Raw genomic sequence first — 16,396 nt, 5'->3', positions numbered from 1 at the left:
CCCCCCCCCCCCCCCCCCCCCCCCCCCCCCCCCCCCCCCCCCCCCCCCCCCCCCCCCCCCCCCCCGCTCCTACAGGGAGGCTGCGGAAATTTTTTTCGGCGTGACGAAAAGCCGGCGCTCATGTGATCCTTGCGCCTTTACCCAAGGCCAATCCTGATCCATGACGCTTTCATCCGCCGCTTCGCCCCGCATCATCCACATTGCCGCTGCCCTGTTGATCGGCCCCGACGGTCGCACCTTGCTGGTGCGCAAGCGCGGCACCCAGGCGTTCATGCAGCCGGGGGGCAAGATCGAGGCTCATGAGCAACCGGTCCACGCCCTGGCCCGTGAGCTGGAGGAGGAATTGGGACTGGTCATCGATCCGGCGCACGCCACCTACCTGGGGCCATTCTCGGCACCGGCCGCCAACGAGCCGGGTTTTGTCGTACAGGCCGAACTGTTTCAGCTGACCATCGATTCTGACGTTTGCCCGGCGGCGGAAATCGAAGAGGTGCGCTGGATCGACCCGGCCACCGACGGCGATCTCACGCTGGCGCCATTGACACGAGACCTGATCTTGCCGTTTTATCGAGCTTCACTGATCGAAACCGCCTGATCACCCAGACCCTCTGACTTCAAGGACAGGATGCCCATGATTCCACTTCAAGACTTGCTGATTTTTGCCGCCGCGGCGTTGCTGATGGTACTCACGCCGGGGCCGAACATGATCTACCTGATCTCCCGTTCCATCTGCCAGGGACGCAAGGCCGGGGTGACGTCATTGCTGGGTGTGGTCGCGGGATTTCTAGTGCACCTGTTCGCTGCTGCAGCGGGTTTGACCGCGGTGTTCATGGCCGTGCCGGTGGCCTACGAGGTGCTGAAGTGGGCCGGTGCGTTGTACCTGATGTGGCTGGCCTGGCAGGCGGTCAAGCCCGGTGCGCGTTCGCCGTTCGAGGCGCAGCAGTTGCCGGCGGACTCGTCACGCAAATTGATCACGATGGGTTTTCTCACCAGCGCTCTGAACCCGAAGATCGCGGTGTTTTATCTGTCGGTGTTTCCGCAGTTCATTTCCCCTGAGCACGGTTCGGTGTTCAACCAGAGCATCATCCTCGGCCTGACCCAGATCAGCGTGAGCTTCAGCGTCAACCTGCTGATCGCGCTGTTCGCCGCAGGCATCGCCTCCTGGTTCGTCAACAACCCGAACTGGCTGGCGATGCAGCGCTATTTCATGGGCTTCGTCCTGTCCGGGCTGGCGGTGCGGTTGATGTTTGAGCAGCGGCGAGTGGCCTGAACATGTGGATTCAGCGGCTTGATGCCAGTCATGCCCTGGATTATCGGGCGCTGATGCTCGAAGCCTACGACTCGCATCCCCAGGCGTTCACTTCCAGCGTGCGCGAGCGCGCCACGATGCCGCTGGGGTGGTGGGAGTCGCGCCTGACCAGCAAGCTGGACCGGGTGCTCGGGGCGTTCGAGGAAGGGGAACTGGCAGGCATCGTCGGCCTGGCCTTCGAGTCTCGGGAAAAGGCCCGGCACAAGGCGACGCTGTTTGGCATGTACGTGACCGGCAAGGTGCGCCAGCGCGGGCTCGGTTATCAACTGTTACAGGCGGCGTTGGCTGAAGCGCAGAGTCATCAAGGCCTGAGGCTGATCCAGCTGACCGTCACCGCCGGCAACGAAGCCGCCTTCAGGCTGTATCAGCGCTGCGGCTTCGTGCAGTTTGGCCTGGAACCGTTGGCGGTGCGGGTCGGCGAAGACTACTTCGACAAGATCCACATGTGGCGCGAGATCACCCCTGAGCCTTGATCGTTCTATCGGACGGCACTAACCCCATCCAGCGTCGAAAACGACGTGTCCTTGGCCGTCAGCAAAAAGTCGCGCATGTACGGCGCATCCAGCATGTCGGCGCGGATCCCGGCATACAACGTCGCAAACAAGCCTTTCTCCCCCAGTCGCTTGGCCTTCACATAACCCCGTGAACTGTACTCATGCAGCGCCCAATGGGGCATGCCGCAGACACCGCGACCGCTAGCCACCAGTTGCATCATCATCACCGTCAGTTCCGAGGTGCGCACCTGCGCCGGTTCGATGTCGGCCGGCTCCAGGAAGCGGGTGAAGATGTCCAGCCGATCGCGTTCCACCGGGTAGGTGATCAAGGTTTCCGTGAGCAGGTCTTCGGGCACGATGTACGGTTTGCTCGCCAAGCGGTGTTGGTTCGCCACCGCGAGCATGGCTTCGTAGGTGAACAACGGCACGTAAGTGATGCCCACCAGTTCCAGCGGATCGGAGGTCACCACCAGGTCCAGGTCGCCTCGGGCCAGCGCCGGCAGCGGGGCGAAGGAGAAGCCCGAGGCCAGGTCCAGCTCGACTTCCGGCCAGGCATCGCGGAACTGGTCGATGGTCGGCATCAGCCACTGGAAGCAACTGTGGCACTCGATCGCCATGTGCAGACGCCCCGCCGTGCCACCGGCCAGCCGTGCAATGTCGCGCTCGGCACTGCGCAGCAACGGCAGGGTGGCGTCGGCCAGTTGCAGCAGGCGCAAGCCGGCACTGGTGAAGCGCACCGGTTTGGTCTTGCGCACGAACAGCGGCATGCCCATGCGTTCTTCCAGCTCCTTGAACTGGTGGGACAGCGCCGATTGGGTCAGGTGCAGGCGGTCGGCTGCATCCACCAGGCTGTCGGCTTCGCGCAGGGCGTGCAGGGTTTTCAGGTGACGGATTTCAAGCACCGAGGGCTCCATGAGGAAAACTTGTGATCAACACGAAAAGGTTGAGTTTGTCTCATGTTGGCTGAGCTGTCGACAATAGCAGCATGTTTTACAGCATCCTTTATAGAGAGAAATTCACCATGGCCCTGGCCCACACACTTGGTTTTCCGCGCATCGGTGCCGACCGCGAACTGAAAAAAGCCCTCGAAGCCTACTGGAAGGGCGATCTCGATCAGGACGCCCTGAACAGCGTCGGCCGCCAACTGCGCGCCACCCACTGGCAATTGCAGAAAGACGCCGGCATCGACCTGCTGCCCGTCGGCGACTTCGCCTGGTACGACCAGGTACTGACCCATTCCCTGACCTTCGGTGTGATCCCCGAGCGTTTCGACAGCGTCAAGGATGAACGCGGCCTGCCGACCCTCGACACTCTGTTCGCCATGGCGCGTGGCGCCACGGCAGCCTGCTGCGGCAGCGAACACGGCACCGCGCAATACGCCCAGGAACTGACCAAGTGGTTCGACACCAATTACCACTACCTGGTCCCGGAATTCAGCGCAGACCAACCATTCAAACTGAGCTGGGAACAGCTGTTCGATGAAGTCGAAGAAGCCAAGGCCCTCGGCCACAACGTCAAACCGGTGATCATCGGCCCGCTGACTTACCTGTGGCTGGGCAAAGCCAAAGGCAACGACTTCGACAAGCTCGACCTGCTGGAGCGCCTGCTGCCGATCTACGGTGAAATCCTCGGCCGCCTCGCCGCCCAAGGCGTGGAGTGGGTGCAGATCGATGAGCCGATCCTGACCCTCGACTTGCCACAGGCCTGGAAAAACGCCTTCGAGCGCGCTTACCACATCCTCCAATACTCGCCACTGAAAAAACTCGTGGCCACCTACTTCAGTGGCCTGGAAGACAACCTCGGGCTGGCCGTCGGCCTGCCTGTACAAGGTTTGCACATTGACGCGGTGCGTTCGCCGGATCAGCTCGGCCAGGTTTTGGATCGACTGCCGACCTACAAGATTCTTTCGGTGGGGCTGGTCAACGGCCGCAACGTCTGGCGCTGCGAACTGGAGCAAGCCCTGGCACAACTGCAATTTGCCCAGGAGCGCTTCGGCGATAACTTGTGGGTCAGCAGTTCCTGCTCGCTGCTGCACAGCCCGGTGGACCTTGCGCGTGAAGACAAACTCGACCCCGAACTGAAAAGCTGGCTGGCGTTTGCCGTGCAGAAGTGCGGTGAGATCGCCGTGCTGCGCGATGCCCTGAACGATCCGCAAGCGCCCAAGGTGCAAGCCGCCCTGGCTGAAAGCCGCGCCATTCAGGCCAGCCGCGCCCAATCGCCGCGTATCCACAAGGCGGATGTCCAGGCCCGCATCAACGCCATCGGCGCGGCAGACAGCCAACGCCATTCGCCGTTTGCCAAACGGATCGAGCAACAGCGCGCGCGCTTGCAGCTGCCGGCATTCCCGACGACCACCATCGGCTCGTTCCCGCAAACCGGTTCGATCCGCCTGGCTCGTCAGGCCTTCAAGCAAGGCAAACTCTCGGCCAACGATTACACCGATGCCATGCACAGCGAAATCCGCCACGCCGTGAAAATCCAGGAACGCCTGGGGCTGGACGTGCTGGTGCACGGTGAAGCCGAGCGCAACGACATGGTCGAGTACTTCGCCGAGCAACTGGACGGCTACCTGTTCACCCGTTTCGGCTGGGTCCAGAGCTACGGTTCGCGCTGCGTCAAGCCGGCGATCATCTACGGCGACCTGAGTCGCCCGAACGCCATGACCGTCGACTGGATCACCTACGCGCAAAGCCTGACCGACAAGATCATGAAAGGCATGCTCACCGGTCCCGTGACCATGCTGATGTGGTCGTTCCCGCGCGAAGACGTTTCGCGCAAAATCCAGGCGCAGCAGTTGGCGTTGGCCCTGCGTGATGAAGTGGTCGACCTGGAAGCTGCGGGCATCAAGATCGTCCAGATCGACGAAGCCGCGTTCCGCGAAGGCCTGCCGCTACGCCGGGCGCAATGGCAGGAATACCTCGACTGGGCGGTGGAAGCGTTCCGCCTGAGTGCATCGGGTGTGGGTGACGAAACCCAGATCCACACCCACATGTGCTACAGCGAATTCAACGACGTAATCGAGTCCATCGCCGCCATGGACGCCGACGTAATCACCATCGAAACCTCGCGCTCGGACATGGAATTGCTGGAGGCCTTCGAAGCCTTCGACTACCCGAACGACATCGGCCCGGGCGTCTACGACATCCACTCGCCCCGGGTGCCGGACACGGCCGAGATGGTCAAGTTGATGAGCAAAGCGGTGAAGCGCATTCCGGCCGAGCGGTTGTGGGTAAACCCCGATTGCGGGTTGAAGACCCGGGCCTGGCCGGAGACTGAGGCGGCGCTGGTGAACATGGTGGCGGCGGCGCGGCAGTTGCGCAGTCAGTTGGCCTAAATCCTGCGGCGCCTGTTCTGGCGCCTTCGCGAGCAAGCCCGCTCCCACGGGGGAGAGGTCGATCACAGAAGTTGTGTACGACATCAATCCTGTGGGAGCGGGCTTGCTCGCGAAGCAGGCGACTTGGTCTTGAATACGACCGCTCAGTACCCTAGCCGTAGGTCACCGACTGTGTGAACACCAGCGAAACGGGATAGTTGCCATACAAGCCTCTTACGCTGAGCTGGTGTGTGCCAGAACCCACTCCAAAAAGGACAGACTGCCAGAAGCCATTAGTGCCCACGTAAACGCGGTCCTGAACGACGATCCCATTGAGCAATATCTGCACCATTGCACCGGGCGCGGCAACGCCATTCACGCTGATACCGGTCGTCCTTGTGTGCTGGTAGTCATACAGGCTCTGACCTCTTGCATTAAGCGCCAGTAATATGTGCGGTCTGACGGGAGCCGGTTCGGGTGCCAATACACTGAACGTCCACAGGTTCGAGGTTCGCCCTGTGGGTTGCTCCATAACGGTAAGTCGATAAAACGACGAGGCCGTTACTGTGACGGTGTAACTCCAGTTGCCGCTGTCGGGCACTTTGAATGAGTCGATGGGTTTCGGGACATTATCGTTTTGGAACAGTGTAAGTGTGCTATCCGGTTTACCCGTGCCGGACAACGTCACGCGATTGGTTTTGGTGCTGCCGCCGTTGGGAATCGAAGCGTTTGTATTGGCATCGATCGCTCTATTGATGAGCAGACTCCAGGTCTTGTTCAGGAGTGTTAACTCACGAACAGGGAAAAACGTGTCGACGCCACCCTTGTTGTTGAAGTTCGCAATCGAAAGCCCCATCACCTGACCGCCATCCTTGAACAGTTCAAGTTGCTGACGGTTGATGACTCCGCTCAACCCACTTGTCACATGATCGGCAGTAATCACGCCATCGAACAATATGATGGGATGATCGGCTCCCGCCGCATTGCTTCCACCCAAGGCCACGCGCATTCGGGTCCCTATGGCGATAAATAGCCAGCGCGCCAGACTCCAGCGCGCATCGCCTTGAAACGTGCTGAGGTCCAGCGTCTTGTGATCCGGCGCTTGTGCAATGCTGAGGCTCGGAAACACGATGGCTTCATCGGGTACAGCGGTGACTTCATAAGTGGTGACGCCGGAGTATTGGTCAGGTAGTTCGGGCTGGGACACACGATATCGAAGTTTAATGAAGTGACGCAGGTTGGCGGGCACTGTCGTCAGTGGCAATTCGATCAGTAGCGTACCGTTGGCGTTACCTGGCTGCGTGGCCACGACAGGGCTGCCCAAGCCGGCGCGGCCAATCACGATCAGAGCGATACGATGGGCGGCGGACATGCCTTTATAGGTGATTTCGACGGTCGTGCTTTTTTCGGTAAGCCGCGGATTGATTCGGTTGCCGGAGGACACCTCAACGAGCGTTGGAGGCGGGAGCTCCAGAGCTACATCCCCAACGCGTAACTCCAGTTCGGGCGCCGTCAGCGGCAGTGCTCGGTTACGTTCAATGTACCAGTCGATACGGATGACCTGGTGGTTCAGCGAGTCGATCAGTTCGAACGTCAATCTGAACTCAATGTCCTTACCGATGTGAGCGGCGGTAATGGGTAGCGAGTCGACCCAGACGAGTCTGTCGTCAGCGGTCCACACCTGAAGGTAAACCGTGTCGCCGACCTGGGTATGGGCCTTTGCCGGGCAAATGGCCGGAGTGCCGAAGGGAATATCCTTGGGATCGAGTACACCGTTTTCGTCCTTGCCGACATTGACGACATCCAAGGTGTCTTGGACGGGGCCGATGTGCAAAAGCAAAGCATGAGATTCCAGGGGGGCGAGGTGATTTTCCCCGGTTACGGTGTAAGTAGCCTTGAATGAGCCACTCAGGTACGTGTCAAAGTGCCTCGTGTCGATCTCGAACGGCACGATGATTCCCGCCCCTGGGATCACCATCGAACGAGTGACAAACCTCTCTTCTATTTGCAGGCGAGTGGTGCCACCTGCGCTCGTGCTCAGACAGGTCAACGTTACCTTATCGCCAATTTCAAGCCCCTTGATGTCCGGGCCGACATACACAACTGTCTCTGCAAGGTCTGGCGACAGTACGCCGCCATGGGCCTGGGGGGCTGTAGGGGCGGGCCCGCGATATTTTTCGCCGATCAGCTCGGGAGAGTACGGGTAGGACGGCGTGCGGATCTTCTCGCCTTTCTCGATTCTGATGCGTTCGTAACTCAGCGTTATGGTCGCAGGGGCGAGTTGCTTCACGACCGCATAGGGAACAGGGAACGTTACGCTGGGTGTCCTGTAGATCAGGGGACCAAAGAGACGTGAAAATTCGGTCCTGGGGTCATAAAGCTTGAGCTCCACGGTGTCCCCGGTGATGGCGTCCCCCCTTTTAACGGGCACGACAACTTCCATTGGATGGCCATCGAGAGTGTCGATGAACAACACGTCATCCACCGTTTCATTTACCCAGCACATGTCCAGATAGGTTTTATCCGGAACCAGCTCCCCGTCACCAATTTTTGAAGTGTGGCTGCTGTTGTGCACCTGATCGTGAATTCTGTAACTGACGAGCAATGGCTTGGTAGGCCCTATCAATTCAAGAACGGATGATGGGACAAAAATCGTGATGTCCTGATCAATCTCTTCGGGCTTGATCACGTAAGCGACGAGCTGATTGCCTACAGTCATCAAAACTGTGTCCCCCGGGCTCATGATCGGCCAGCGCGGAATGATGAAATCAACGCCTCTCTCAACCATCGCCTGATCGATAATCGATGGGAATTCAGGGGCTTGCAAAGGCACTCGTTCGCTGGAGTTGCCCGTCGGATCGAGGCTGTCCGGGAAGGTCGGCTTGAACCATACGACGATTCCGTCCGAGGACTCGGGGCCATTGCCGCTGGTGCGCTCGACGGTGTACCACAACCGGTGGATGCCCGGTCTTTCAATGGCGCCTCTGGGAATGAAACTGAGTACGTCCTGGTTGTTGTGATCGGAAGGGACCACGACTGTCTTGATCAGGGTACCTTCCTCTGTCGGATCCGGGACCTGGCCCGGCTCAAGGCGTTTGCCCATGTACAGCCGTATCGTGTCTTGCGCCGCCATCAATTCGTAGGAGTGGAAGAGAATCAGCCAGCCAATTCCGGCGCCAGCCGTTTCGTCAGCGTTGACCCCGTACGATGCCACGGGGTAGTCGACCTTGTGCCAGCCAGGAATCAGGGCAGGATACAGATTGAGTATTCCATACTGCGTAAATACCCCCTCTGACTTGATCTCTGCGAAGGGATCGACCGGTTGCTGCGGGCTTTCGTGTTGCAGTGCGGCCAATTGTTCTGCTGTAAAAGCGCTCATAGCATGCTCCGATTTTGAGATGGTGCCTGAACCGCTGGGCATTGGTGCGTCAGAGGATTGAAGGCTCGAAGCTGGCGGCTGGCAACTGTCATAAATAACAGGCTGAGGTTGTTTTCCGATGAGTGGTGGGCCCGCATGCCCCACAACCGTTCAGCACTCTTCATCAAACTGTCACGTAACTGTGGCAGCGCGCTTGTACAAACTTCATCAGACTCGCGCTCTACTGGAGTTCTGCGTTTCGGTGTTTTTCATGCGTGCACGATTTTTATCCACAGCGGTCTTTCTGATCGCTGTGTTGTTCAATTTCCCGTCTTTGGCGGCGTCTCGTTGCGATGTCAATGTTCCGACCGAACGGGTCGATCTGGATCAGGTGAGTCTGGCGTACCAGAGCATCGGCCGTGCGTCCGACCCTGCGTTGTTGCTGGTAATGGGCCTGGGCGGGCAGTTGATTCACTGGCCGGATGAGGTAGTGGTCGCGTTGTGTCAGCAGGGTTTCCGGGTGATTCGCTATGACAATCGCGATGTTGGCCTGTCCACTTGGCGCCAGGCACCGGCCGAGGCCAACCTGACGTTCGAAGTGCTGCGCTACAAACTCGGTTTACCGGTGGCCGCGCCTTATACGCTGACCGACATGGCCGACGATGCACTGGGGTTGATGGACGCGTTGCACGTCGAGCAATTTCACGTGCTGGGCGCCAGCATGGGCGGGATGATCGCCCAGCATCTGGCGGCGATGGCGCCGCAGCGGGTCGAGAGCCTGACGTTGCTGATGACCAGCTCGGGTGCCGAAGGCTTGCCGGCGCCGAGTGCGGCGCTGGTGCAGTTGCTCGCGCGACGCAGTGCGCCGAATCGTGAAGTGGCGCTGGAGCAACAGGCTGATTTGCTGGCGGCGCTGGGCAGTCCTTCGGTCACTGATGATCGGCAGGCGTTGCTGCATCAAGCGGCGCTGTCTTATGACCGGGCGTTTAACCCGGAAGGCGTTAAGCGCCAGATCATGGCGATCCTTGCCGAGCGCAGTCGTGTAGATCTGCTCAACCAACTGCGCGTGCCGACGCTGGTGGTTCACGGCACCGCTGATCCGTTGTTGCCGGTGATGCATGGCGTGCATCTGGCGGCACACATTCGTGGCAGTCAGTTGAAGTTGATTCCGGGGCTGGCCCATCGTTTTCAGGAAGCGTTCAAGGCACCGTTGCTGGCGGCGGTGTTGCCGTATTTGCAGGCCCATCGCGAAGATACTTCGCACTGGGCGCAGATTGATCCGGTGGCAACTCCCAATCTTCTGTAGTTCCCAATCCAAATGTGGGAGCGGGCTCTTGTGGCGAGGGAGCTTGCTCCCGCTGGGCTGCGAAGCAGCCCCAATCCTGCACAGGCTGCTCAGTCTCAGGTAATCCGCATTGACCTGTTTACGACTGCTGCGCAGCCGAGCGGGAGCAAGCTCCCTCGCCACAAAAGCGCCTCAACTACAGAGGAAGCTGTTTTACGTTGGGACGAAGTTATCGAGCATCCGGTTCACCGCCAGTTCACCCAGCATGACGGAGTTCTGGATGCCGAGCACGGTATTGCGCTGCGGGCCGTTCAGCTGCCCCGCGAAATCACTCAACATCACGCTCGCCGCCGCCAGGGACTCGCAGGCGTTGACCAGTAGGGTTTCGTTATCGGCGTTGGGGGCGACGAGGTAAAGGGTGCTGGGTTTGCGTGGGGTGTCTTTGGGAATGACCGGTTTGAGGTAGTAATCGAGGGCGCGCTCGGCGGCTTCGTTGAGCTTTTTGGAGTCTGGGGTTTCGTAGGGGGAAACGTCGTCGGTTTCCGGTGGATTTGGCGTGATCTTGAACATTGAACTGGAGCTCCTGTTAGTAGAGCTGCAACTCATCTCGCTACTAAACGGAATGGGTGGCAGCTGTGCGCAAGTTAGTAGACCGGCCTCCAGTCAAAACCGGCGCGCCCGAGGGCGCCATGCGCACAGCCACCTTCAAGTGCAGGCAACTGCCTGACTGGATGACATTTATGCGACCGGAAAAAGCCGGGCTACTAAACCCGATCACTGGGAATCAGTGACACGAACCAAGTTACCGACGGGCCCCCAGGCGCACAAGCCAGCGGATTCTGACGTGGTTGTAGGCGACGACGCAAGGCGCTGTAGCTTTCAGGAAGTAACGCTAAACAGAACTAAACACGTCTGCCCAAACACCCCAAAACCTGTGGGAGCGGGCTTGCCCGCGATGGCGGTGTGTCAGTCACCGCAGATGTCGTCTGGGCCGTCATCGCAGGCAAGCACGGCTCCCACACAGGCTCAGCCTGCGGGCATATCGTTCAAACTTTCTCCTCCTGAAGACATATCAATGTGCCACTACAGTTTTTGCCGATGCTGCCGACATAAGCAGCATCGTTAATAATCATAGGGACTTGATCCATGAATCTTCACGTTCTACGCACCTGGGCAGCACTGATGTTGTTCGCCTGCCTGACCCTCACCGGTTGTGCCCACGTGCAACCTCCAGTACCGCTGGACCAGCAGTTCTGGGATGCCAAAGAACCGACTATTGGCGTGGCGATCACTGTGGTGCCCGAGCCGGTGCTGGCATTGACCGGCAATCAGGGGCTTCTCGATTACGCCATCAACAAGGGCGTTAACAGCAAGCTCAGTGACAACGTCGCAAAATGGCAAGTGGGCGACCTTCACACCTTGCCGGATGTCCTTGTCGCCAAGCTGCAGGCCAAGGGTTACAAAGCCAAGCGGATCAACGAGCCGGTCGACCTGAATGCGTATAAGGAAACCAGTTTCCGCGAAGGCTACATGACCCGTGACATGACGCCGGTCAAGGCCGCCTACGGCGTTGATCGTCTGCTGCTGGTGAATGTCTACGCCACCGGTGCCACCCGCAGCTACTACAGCGTTGTGCCGACCAGCGTACCGATGGCGCAGGTGGGCGGACAGGGCATGGTGATCGATCTGGCAGACAACAAACTGCTGTGGTTCAAACCCTTTGTCGCTACGCAAGCCGCCCAGGGCGAATGGGACGAGCCGACCTATACCAACTTGTCCAACGCGTTCTATCAGGCTATGGACAATAGCCGTCAGCAAATGATCACCCCGTTCGCGCAATGACGCGCCTGCCCATAGTGGCGGGTGCGCTGGCCCTGCTGATGCTGACGGGGTGTGCGCAAAAACCGGCTCCTGAGGCCGGTTTCAAGGACCAGAGTGCCTTGCCTTACATCCAGGCCCACGGGCTTAAGGTCGACGTGCAGTTGCCGCCATCCTTTGTGGGTGCCAGCACCGTGATTGACTCGCAGGCCGCTTTGAAGGCTGCGTCGTCGAGTCATAATCTGGTGGCCAGTTCAGGCAACGGTGCCGGGCTTGCCGGTTTGCTGGTGGCCAGCCTGATCTACACCCAGATGGGCAGCGGCAGCTTGCAGCGCGATGCGGAAAAAACCGCGCTCAACGAGGCGCGACCGATGGCCGACTTGCTTGCAGGCGTTCCATTGCAGGAGCGCCTGCAACAGCGCTATCAACAGGCTTCGCAAGCGGCCGGGTTCAAGCAAGGAGAAGGGCAGGTCACCGCACGCCTGGTGATTGAGCCCAAACTGATGCTTACCCCCGATCGCGGCAGTTTCGTGCTGATCAATCAGGTGCAGGTCCAGGATATTGCCGGTTCGGCGCTGTATCGCATGCGGATCGAAGTCGTCAGCCAGCCGATTCGGCGCTGTGGCAAGCAGTGCATCGACGACGGCGACCTCGATTTGGCTAAGGTCACGGCGGTGCTCGACGAGTGTATCGATGAATCGATGCGGGTTCTGGCCACTGACCTGATGCAGCCGACACCGCCAGCGACCGCCCAGGAAACCTTGCGTTATAACCTTGATGGCCAGCGAGTGGTCGAGCGTGGTTATCAACTGGCCAACAACGGAAACTATTGGCGTTATCGCAACCTCTACGGGGCGGTGAAATCGGTGCCGGTGCCGTTTGAGGATGCGTTGACACCAACGCAGTTGCAGAAGGTTTACGGGCAGTAACCACTTACACCTGCAGGAGCCGCCTTCGCAGCTCCTGCAGGTGTATGCAAATGCAGCAGGCCGCGATTTTTTTGAATTTAGCCGTGCAGGCGCACCCACACGCTGACCAGCACTGTCGCCGCCATCAACCACGCCACTGCCGCCACCGCTAGCGAAGCCTCCAGCCGCATCCGGTCGACCATCACATACAAGGTCGCCAGATAGACGAAGTACGGAAAGATCGACCACATGCCAAACACGATGGTGGTCTTCAGATCATCCAGTGAACGCCCTTTGCCGACGATGTAATGAGCGATCAGCGCAAAGGTCGGAAACAGCGGCACCAGGCCTGCGATGTAATAGTTTCTGGTCTTGGCCAGCATGGCGAGGATCACCACCACCGCCGCGCCCAGGGTTGCTTTGAAAATCAGGTCCATCAGTGGCTCAGCCCGTATTTCTTCACTTTGTCGAACAGTGTGGTCTTGGCCATCCCCAGTTCCTGACTGGCTTGGGTCAGGTTGCCGCCGCTGCGCTGCAAGGCATCGTTCAGCAGGTTGCGCTCGAAAGCTTCCACCGCTTCGGCGAAGGCCAGGCCCTGATTGCTGCCGCTGGCGCCGGTCTTCTTGAAGGCCGGCAGACCGAGGGCGAAGCGTTCGGCGACGTTGCGCAGTTCGCGCACGTTGCCTGGCCAGTCGTGGCTCATCAGAATCGACACGGTCTGGTTGTCCAGTTCAGGCAGCGAGCGGTCGAAGCGCAGGGATGACTGCTGCAAAAAGTGCTCGAACAATTGCAGGATGTCTTCGCGGCGTTCGCGCAGCGGCGGCAGTTCCAGGGTGACCACGTTCAAGCGGTAATACAGGTCGCTGCGAAACTCGCCGGCCTTGCTCGACTCATCCAGGTCGGACTTGGTCGCGGCGATCACCCGGCAATCCACCGCCACGCTCTGGTTCGAACCCAGGCGTTCGAGGGTGCGTTCCTGCAGCACCCGCAGCAGCTTGATCTGCAACGGCAGCGGCATGCTTTCCACTTCGTCGAGGAACAGCGTGCCGCCATCGGCGTGTTCGATCTTGCCGATCCGCCGTTTGCCGGCACCGGTGAAAGCGTTGGCCTCGTGGCCGAAGATTTCGCTTTCGAACAGGTTCTCCGGCAGGCCACCGCAGTTCAGCGCGACGAACTGTTTGCTGTGCCGACGGCTGAAGTCGTGCAGGCAACGTGCAACCAGTTCCTTGCCGGTGCCGGTCTCGCCTTCGATCAGCACGTTGGCCGACGTATCTGCGACGTTGGCGATCAGTTCCCGCAGGTTCTGCATGGCCGGCGAGCGACCGATGATCCGGCCTTCGAGGGAATCGCGCTCGAACAGTTGGCGACGTAACGAGGTGACTTCCCGCGCCAGGCTGCGTTGCTCCAGTGCACGGCGGGCGACGTCCACCAGGCGTTCGGGGGAGAAGGGTTTCTCCATGAAGTCGTAGGCGCCTTTCTGCATCGCGCCGACGGCCATCGAGATGTCGCCGTGGCCGGTAATCAACACCACCGGCAGGCTGCGATCGCGGGCCTTGAGCCGGGTCAGCAGTTCCAGGCCATCGATGCCCGGCAGGCGGATGTCGCTGATGACGATGCCGGCGAAGTTATCGCCCACCCGCTCCAGCGCTTCTTCGGCGCTGCCGACGCCGATGCAGGGAATGTCTTCGAGCGTCAGTGCCTGTTGGCAACCGAGCAGCACATGGGGGTCGTCTTCGACGATCAGCACACTAAGGTCGTTGTTCATATTGGCTCGGCGGGAGTAGGGCTTACCAACGGTAAACTGAGGACGAAGGTGGTGCCACCGCTGGCCGGGTGTTCGACACCCAGATGCCCGCCCGTGGCGGCGGCCAGGCTCGCCGACAGGGTCAGGCCGAGGCCCAGGCCCTGTTCGCCGGGCTTGGTGGTGAAGAACGGTTCGAACAGATGCTTGCGCGCTTCGGCATCGATGCCGTGGCCGTTGTCGCGCACCCGCAGGCGATACTTGCCGTCGTATTCCTCGCCTTCGAGCCACAACGTCGGTTGGGGCTGCGACTGCATGGCATCGAGCGCGTTGCCGATCAGGTTGACGAGGATCTGCTCCAGACGGGTCTGGTCGATCTGCACCTGCACGTCGGTGAAATCGCGATGCAGTTGCAGCGGCACGCTTTCCATCCGGCTGCCCAGCAGTTGCAGGGCGGCGTCCACGCCTTTGCCGAGGCTGGCCTGGCCCTGGTCATCGCCGCGTCGGGCGAAGGAACGCAGGCTGGCGGTAATCCGGCCCATGCGGTCGATCAGTTCATTGATGGTTTTGAGATTGGTGCTGGCCACATCCAGCTGACCGCGCTCCAGAAAACGCACGGTATTGCCGGACAAGGTCCGCAAGGCTGCCAGCGGTTGGTTCAATTCGTGGGCGATGCTGGTGGACATCTGGCCGATGGCCGCCAGTTTGCCGGCCTGGACCAGTTCATCCTGAGCGCGGCGCAAGGTTTCTTCAGCCTGCCGACGCTCACGAATCTGCCCCTTGAGCCGTTCGTTGCTGGCACGCAGGTCAGTGGTGCGTTCGGTAATCCGACGCTCCAGTTGATTGTTGGCTTCCTGCAAGGCTTCCCGCGCCGCGAGGCGGGTGGCGATCACTTTGCGCCGCTCGTTCCAGGCGATCAGCAGGAAGGCCACCAGGGCAAACGCCACCGCCACCAGGATTCCCTGATTGATCGCTTCACGCCGCAGGTCTTGCAGGGGCGTGAGCAGGGTGAAATTCCACGGGGTGTCGCTCAGCGGCCGGGTTTGCGACAGGTAGCTGATGTTCTCTTCATCGGACACCAGTTCGCTGTTGGCGGGGAAGGTCAGTTTTTCCTCGCCTTCAGCCAGTTTCTCTCGGGCCAGCGGTTGCAGTTCATTCAGCGGATACCAGTAGTACTGAAGGCTGCGGGCCAGGCGTTCCTTGGTGTCGTCGCTCAACGGCAGCACCGACTTGAGCCGCCGCGCCGGATCGCTGGAGAGGATGATGATGCCGTTCTCATCGCTGACGAACGCTTCCAGGCGCGCGCGCTGCCAGCGTTCTTCCATGGCTTCGAGGCGCACCTTGACCACCGCGACGCCGGTGATCTTGCCATGTTCCTCCAGGCCATGAGCCAGGTAATAGCCGGGTTCGCCGCTGGTGCTGCCGATGCCGTAGAACCGCCCCGGCTGGCCGCGCACGGCGTTCTGGAAGTAGGCGCGGAAGGACAGGTCTTCGCCCAGATAACTGTCGACATCGCGCCAGTTGCTGGTGGCCAGTACGCGTCCGGTGGTGTCCATCACATAAATGGCCCGACTGCGGCTGCGCCGGTTCAGGCCTTCGAGGTATTCGTTGACCCTCTGCCGCAGTTCCGGCGACGGGTCTGCCAACAGCTGGGAAACACTCGATTCGAGTTCCAGCAGGCTGGGCAGGTAGGTGTATTTGCTGATCTCGCTTTCGACGGCGCGCGCGTGCAGTTCCAGCTGACGCTGGCCATTCTCGCTGAGGCTGCGAATGCCGTAGTGTTCACTGACCCAGAAGCCGATGTAACCCAATCCGATCATCAGGGCGATGATCAGCGGCGGCAGGAACAGATGGCGAATCAAACGGGGTTTCACGGCGAGTGATGGCGGCGCGGCGCGATAGAGAGTGGAGTCGCATTTCATCACAGATGCCTTGGGTCAACCACAACACAATATCCATATCCCCACGGGCCCCGTGGGAGTTGCTGTATGGCAAGGGGGCTTTTGTGGCGAGGGGGCCCCTTTCTCTTATACACACCTGACGCTGCCGACGACACGGCTAGTGTGTAGATCTCGGTGGTCGCCGTATCATTAAAAAGGGGGGGGGGGGGGGGGGGGGGGGGGGGGGGGGGGGGGGGGGGGGGGGGGGGGGGGGGGGGGGGGGGGGCGTA

The 16,396-nt window shown here is 60.3% G+C and carries 13 protein-coding genes; 7 read left to right on the top strand and 6 right to left on the bottom strand.

Annotated elements, in window-relative coordinates:
• Positions 1–160 precede the first annotated feature (160 nt).
• Genes AC07V0_RS22340 through AC07V0_RS22330 form a run of 3 tightly spaced genes read left to right on the top strand, consistent with a single transcriptional unit; the run spans position 161 to position 1,782 of the window.
• Positions 161–595: an NUDIX hydrolase gene (locus tag AC07V0_RS22340; RefSeq protein ID WP_018926630.1), complete on the top strand. Its 435-nt coding sequence runs from the start codon at positions 161–163 to the stop codon at positions 593–595.
• Between the two features lie 36 nt (positions 596–631).
• Positions 632–1,270, top strand: a complete 639-nt coding sequence (locus AC07V0_RS22335; protein ID WP_064616303.1) for a LysE family translocator — start codon at positions 632–634, stop codon at positions 1,268–1,270.
• Between the two features lie 2 nt (positions 1,271–1,272).
• Positions 1,273–1,782: a GNAT family N-acetyltransferase gene (locus AC07V0_RS22330; protein ID WP_018926628.1), complete on the top strand. Its 510-nt coding sequence runs from the start codon at positions 1,273–1,275 to the stop codon at positions 1,780–1,782.
• Between the two features lie 5 nt (positions 1,783–1,787).
• Here the strand turns inward: AC07V0_RS22330 and metR are convergent, their stop codons facing one another.
• Positions 1,788–2,705 carry a transcriptional regulator MetR gene (metR, locus tag AC07V0_RS22325; protein ID WP_018926627.1) on the bottom strand — a complete coding sequence of 306 codons (918 nt, stop codon included), beginning with the start codon at positions 2,703–2,705 and terminating at the stop codon, positions 1,788–1,790.
• 119 nt (positions 2,706–2,824) lie between these two features.
• Here metR and metE point away from each other — a divergent pair, with 119 nt between their 5' ends.
• Positions 2,825–5,137, top strand: a complete 2,313-nt coding sequence (metE, locus tag AC07V0_RS22320) for a 5-methyltetrahydropteroyltriglutamate--homocysteine S-methyltransferase (RefSeq protein ID WP_192351690.1) — start codon at positions 2,825–2,827, stop codon at positions 5,135–5,137.
• A 151-nt stretch (positions 5,138–5,288) separates the two neighbouring features.
• Here the strand turns inward: metE and AC07V0_RS22315 are convergent, their stop codons facing one another.
• On the bottom strand, positions 5,289–8,495 hold the full coding sequence (locus AC07V0_RS22315; RefSeq protein ID WP_495019931.1) for a hypothetical protein: 3,207 nt from the start codon (positions 8,493–8,495) through the stop codon (positions 5,289–5,291).
• A 250-nt stretch (positions 8,496–8,745) separates the two neighbouring features.
• On the opposite strand from AC07V0_RS22315, the gene AC07V0_RS22310 reads away from it, so the two are divergent.
• Positions 8,746–9,780: an alpha/beta fold hydrolase gene (locus tag AC07V0_RS22310; protein WP_086946081.1), complete on the top strand. Its 1,035-nt coding sequence runs from the start codon at positions 8,746–8,748 to the stop codon at positions 9,778–9,780.
• 192 nt (positions 9,781–9,972) lie between these two features.
• Here AC07V0_RS22310 and AC07V0_RS22305 read toward each other — a convergent pair whose 3' ends face one another.
• Positions 9,973–10,329: a DUF6124 family protein gene (locus AC07V0_RS22305; RefSeq protein WP_064616307.1), complete on the bottom strand. Its 357-nt coding sequence runs from the start codon at positions 10,327–10,329 to the stop codon at positions 9,973–9,975.
• A 576-nt stretch (positions 10,330–10,905) separates the two neighbouring features.
• Here AC07V0_RS22305 and AC07V0_RS22300 point away from each other — a divergent pair.
• A complete protein-coding gene (locus AC07V0_RS22300) occupies positions 10,906–11,601 on the top strand; it encodes a hypothetical protein (RefSeq protein WP_064616308.1) in 696 nt (231 codons plus the stop codon).
• Entirely contained in the window at positions 11,598–12,506 is a 909-nt protein-coding gene (locus tag AC07V0_RS22295; protein WP_086946082.1) for a hypothetical protein, read from the top strand. Before AC07V0_RS22300 ends, AC07V0_RS22295 begins: the two co-directional genes overlap by 4 nt.
• Before the next feature lie 77 nt (positions 12,507–12,583).
• On the opposite strand, the gene AC07V0_RS22290 is transcribed toward AC07V0_RS22295, so the two are convergent.
• Genes AC07V0_RS22290 through aauS form a run of 3 tightly spaced genes read right to left on the bottom strand, consistent with a single transcriptional unit; the run spans position 12,584 to position 16,148 of the window.
• Positions 12,584–12,913 (bottom strand): GlpM family protein, encoded by a 330-nt coding sequence (locus tag AC07V0_RS22290; RefSeq protein WP_173861185.1) that lies wholly within the window; start codon positions 12,911–12,913, stop codon positions 12,584–12,586.
• 8 nt (positions 12,914–12,921) lie between these two features.
• On the bottom strand, positions 12,922–14,250 hold the full coding sequence (aauR, locus tag AC07V0_RS22285; RefSeq protein ID WP_086946084.1) for a two-component response regulator AauR: 1,329 nt from the start codon (positions 14,248–14,250) through the stop codon (positions 12,922–12,924).
• The gene (aauS, locus tag AC07V0_RS22280) at positions 14,247–16,148 is read right to left on the bottom strand and encodes a two-component sensor histidine kinase AauS (RefSeq protein WP_064616311.1); all 1,902 of its coding nucleotides are present in this window, start codon (positions 16,146–16,148) and stop codon (positions 14,247–14,249) included. The genes aauR and aauS overlap by 4 nt, the downstream gene beginning before the upstream one ends.
• Positions 16,149–16,396 lie beyond the last annotated feature (248 nt).

Source organism: Pseudomonas sp. GW821-FHT01E10 (assembly GCF_059422365.1).
This window is presented reverse-complemented; position numbering and strand designations above follow the sequence as displayed.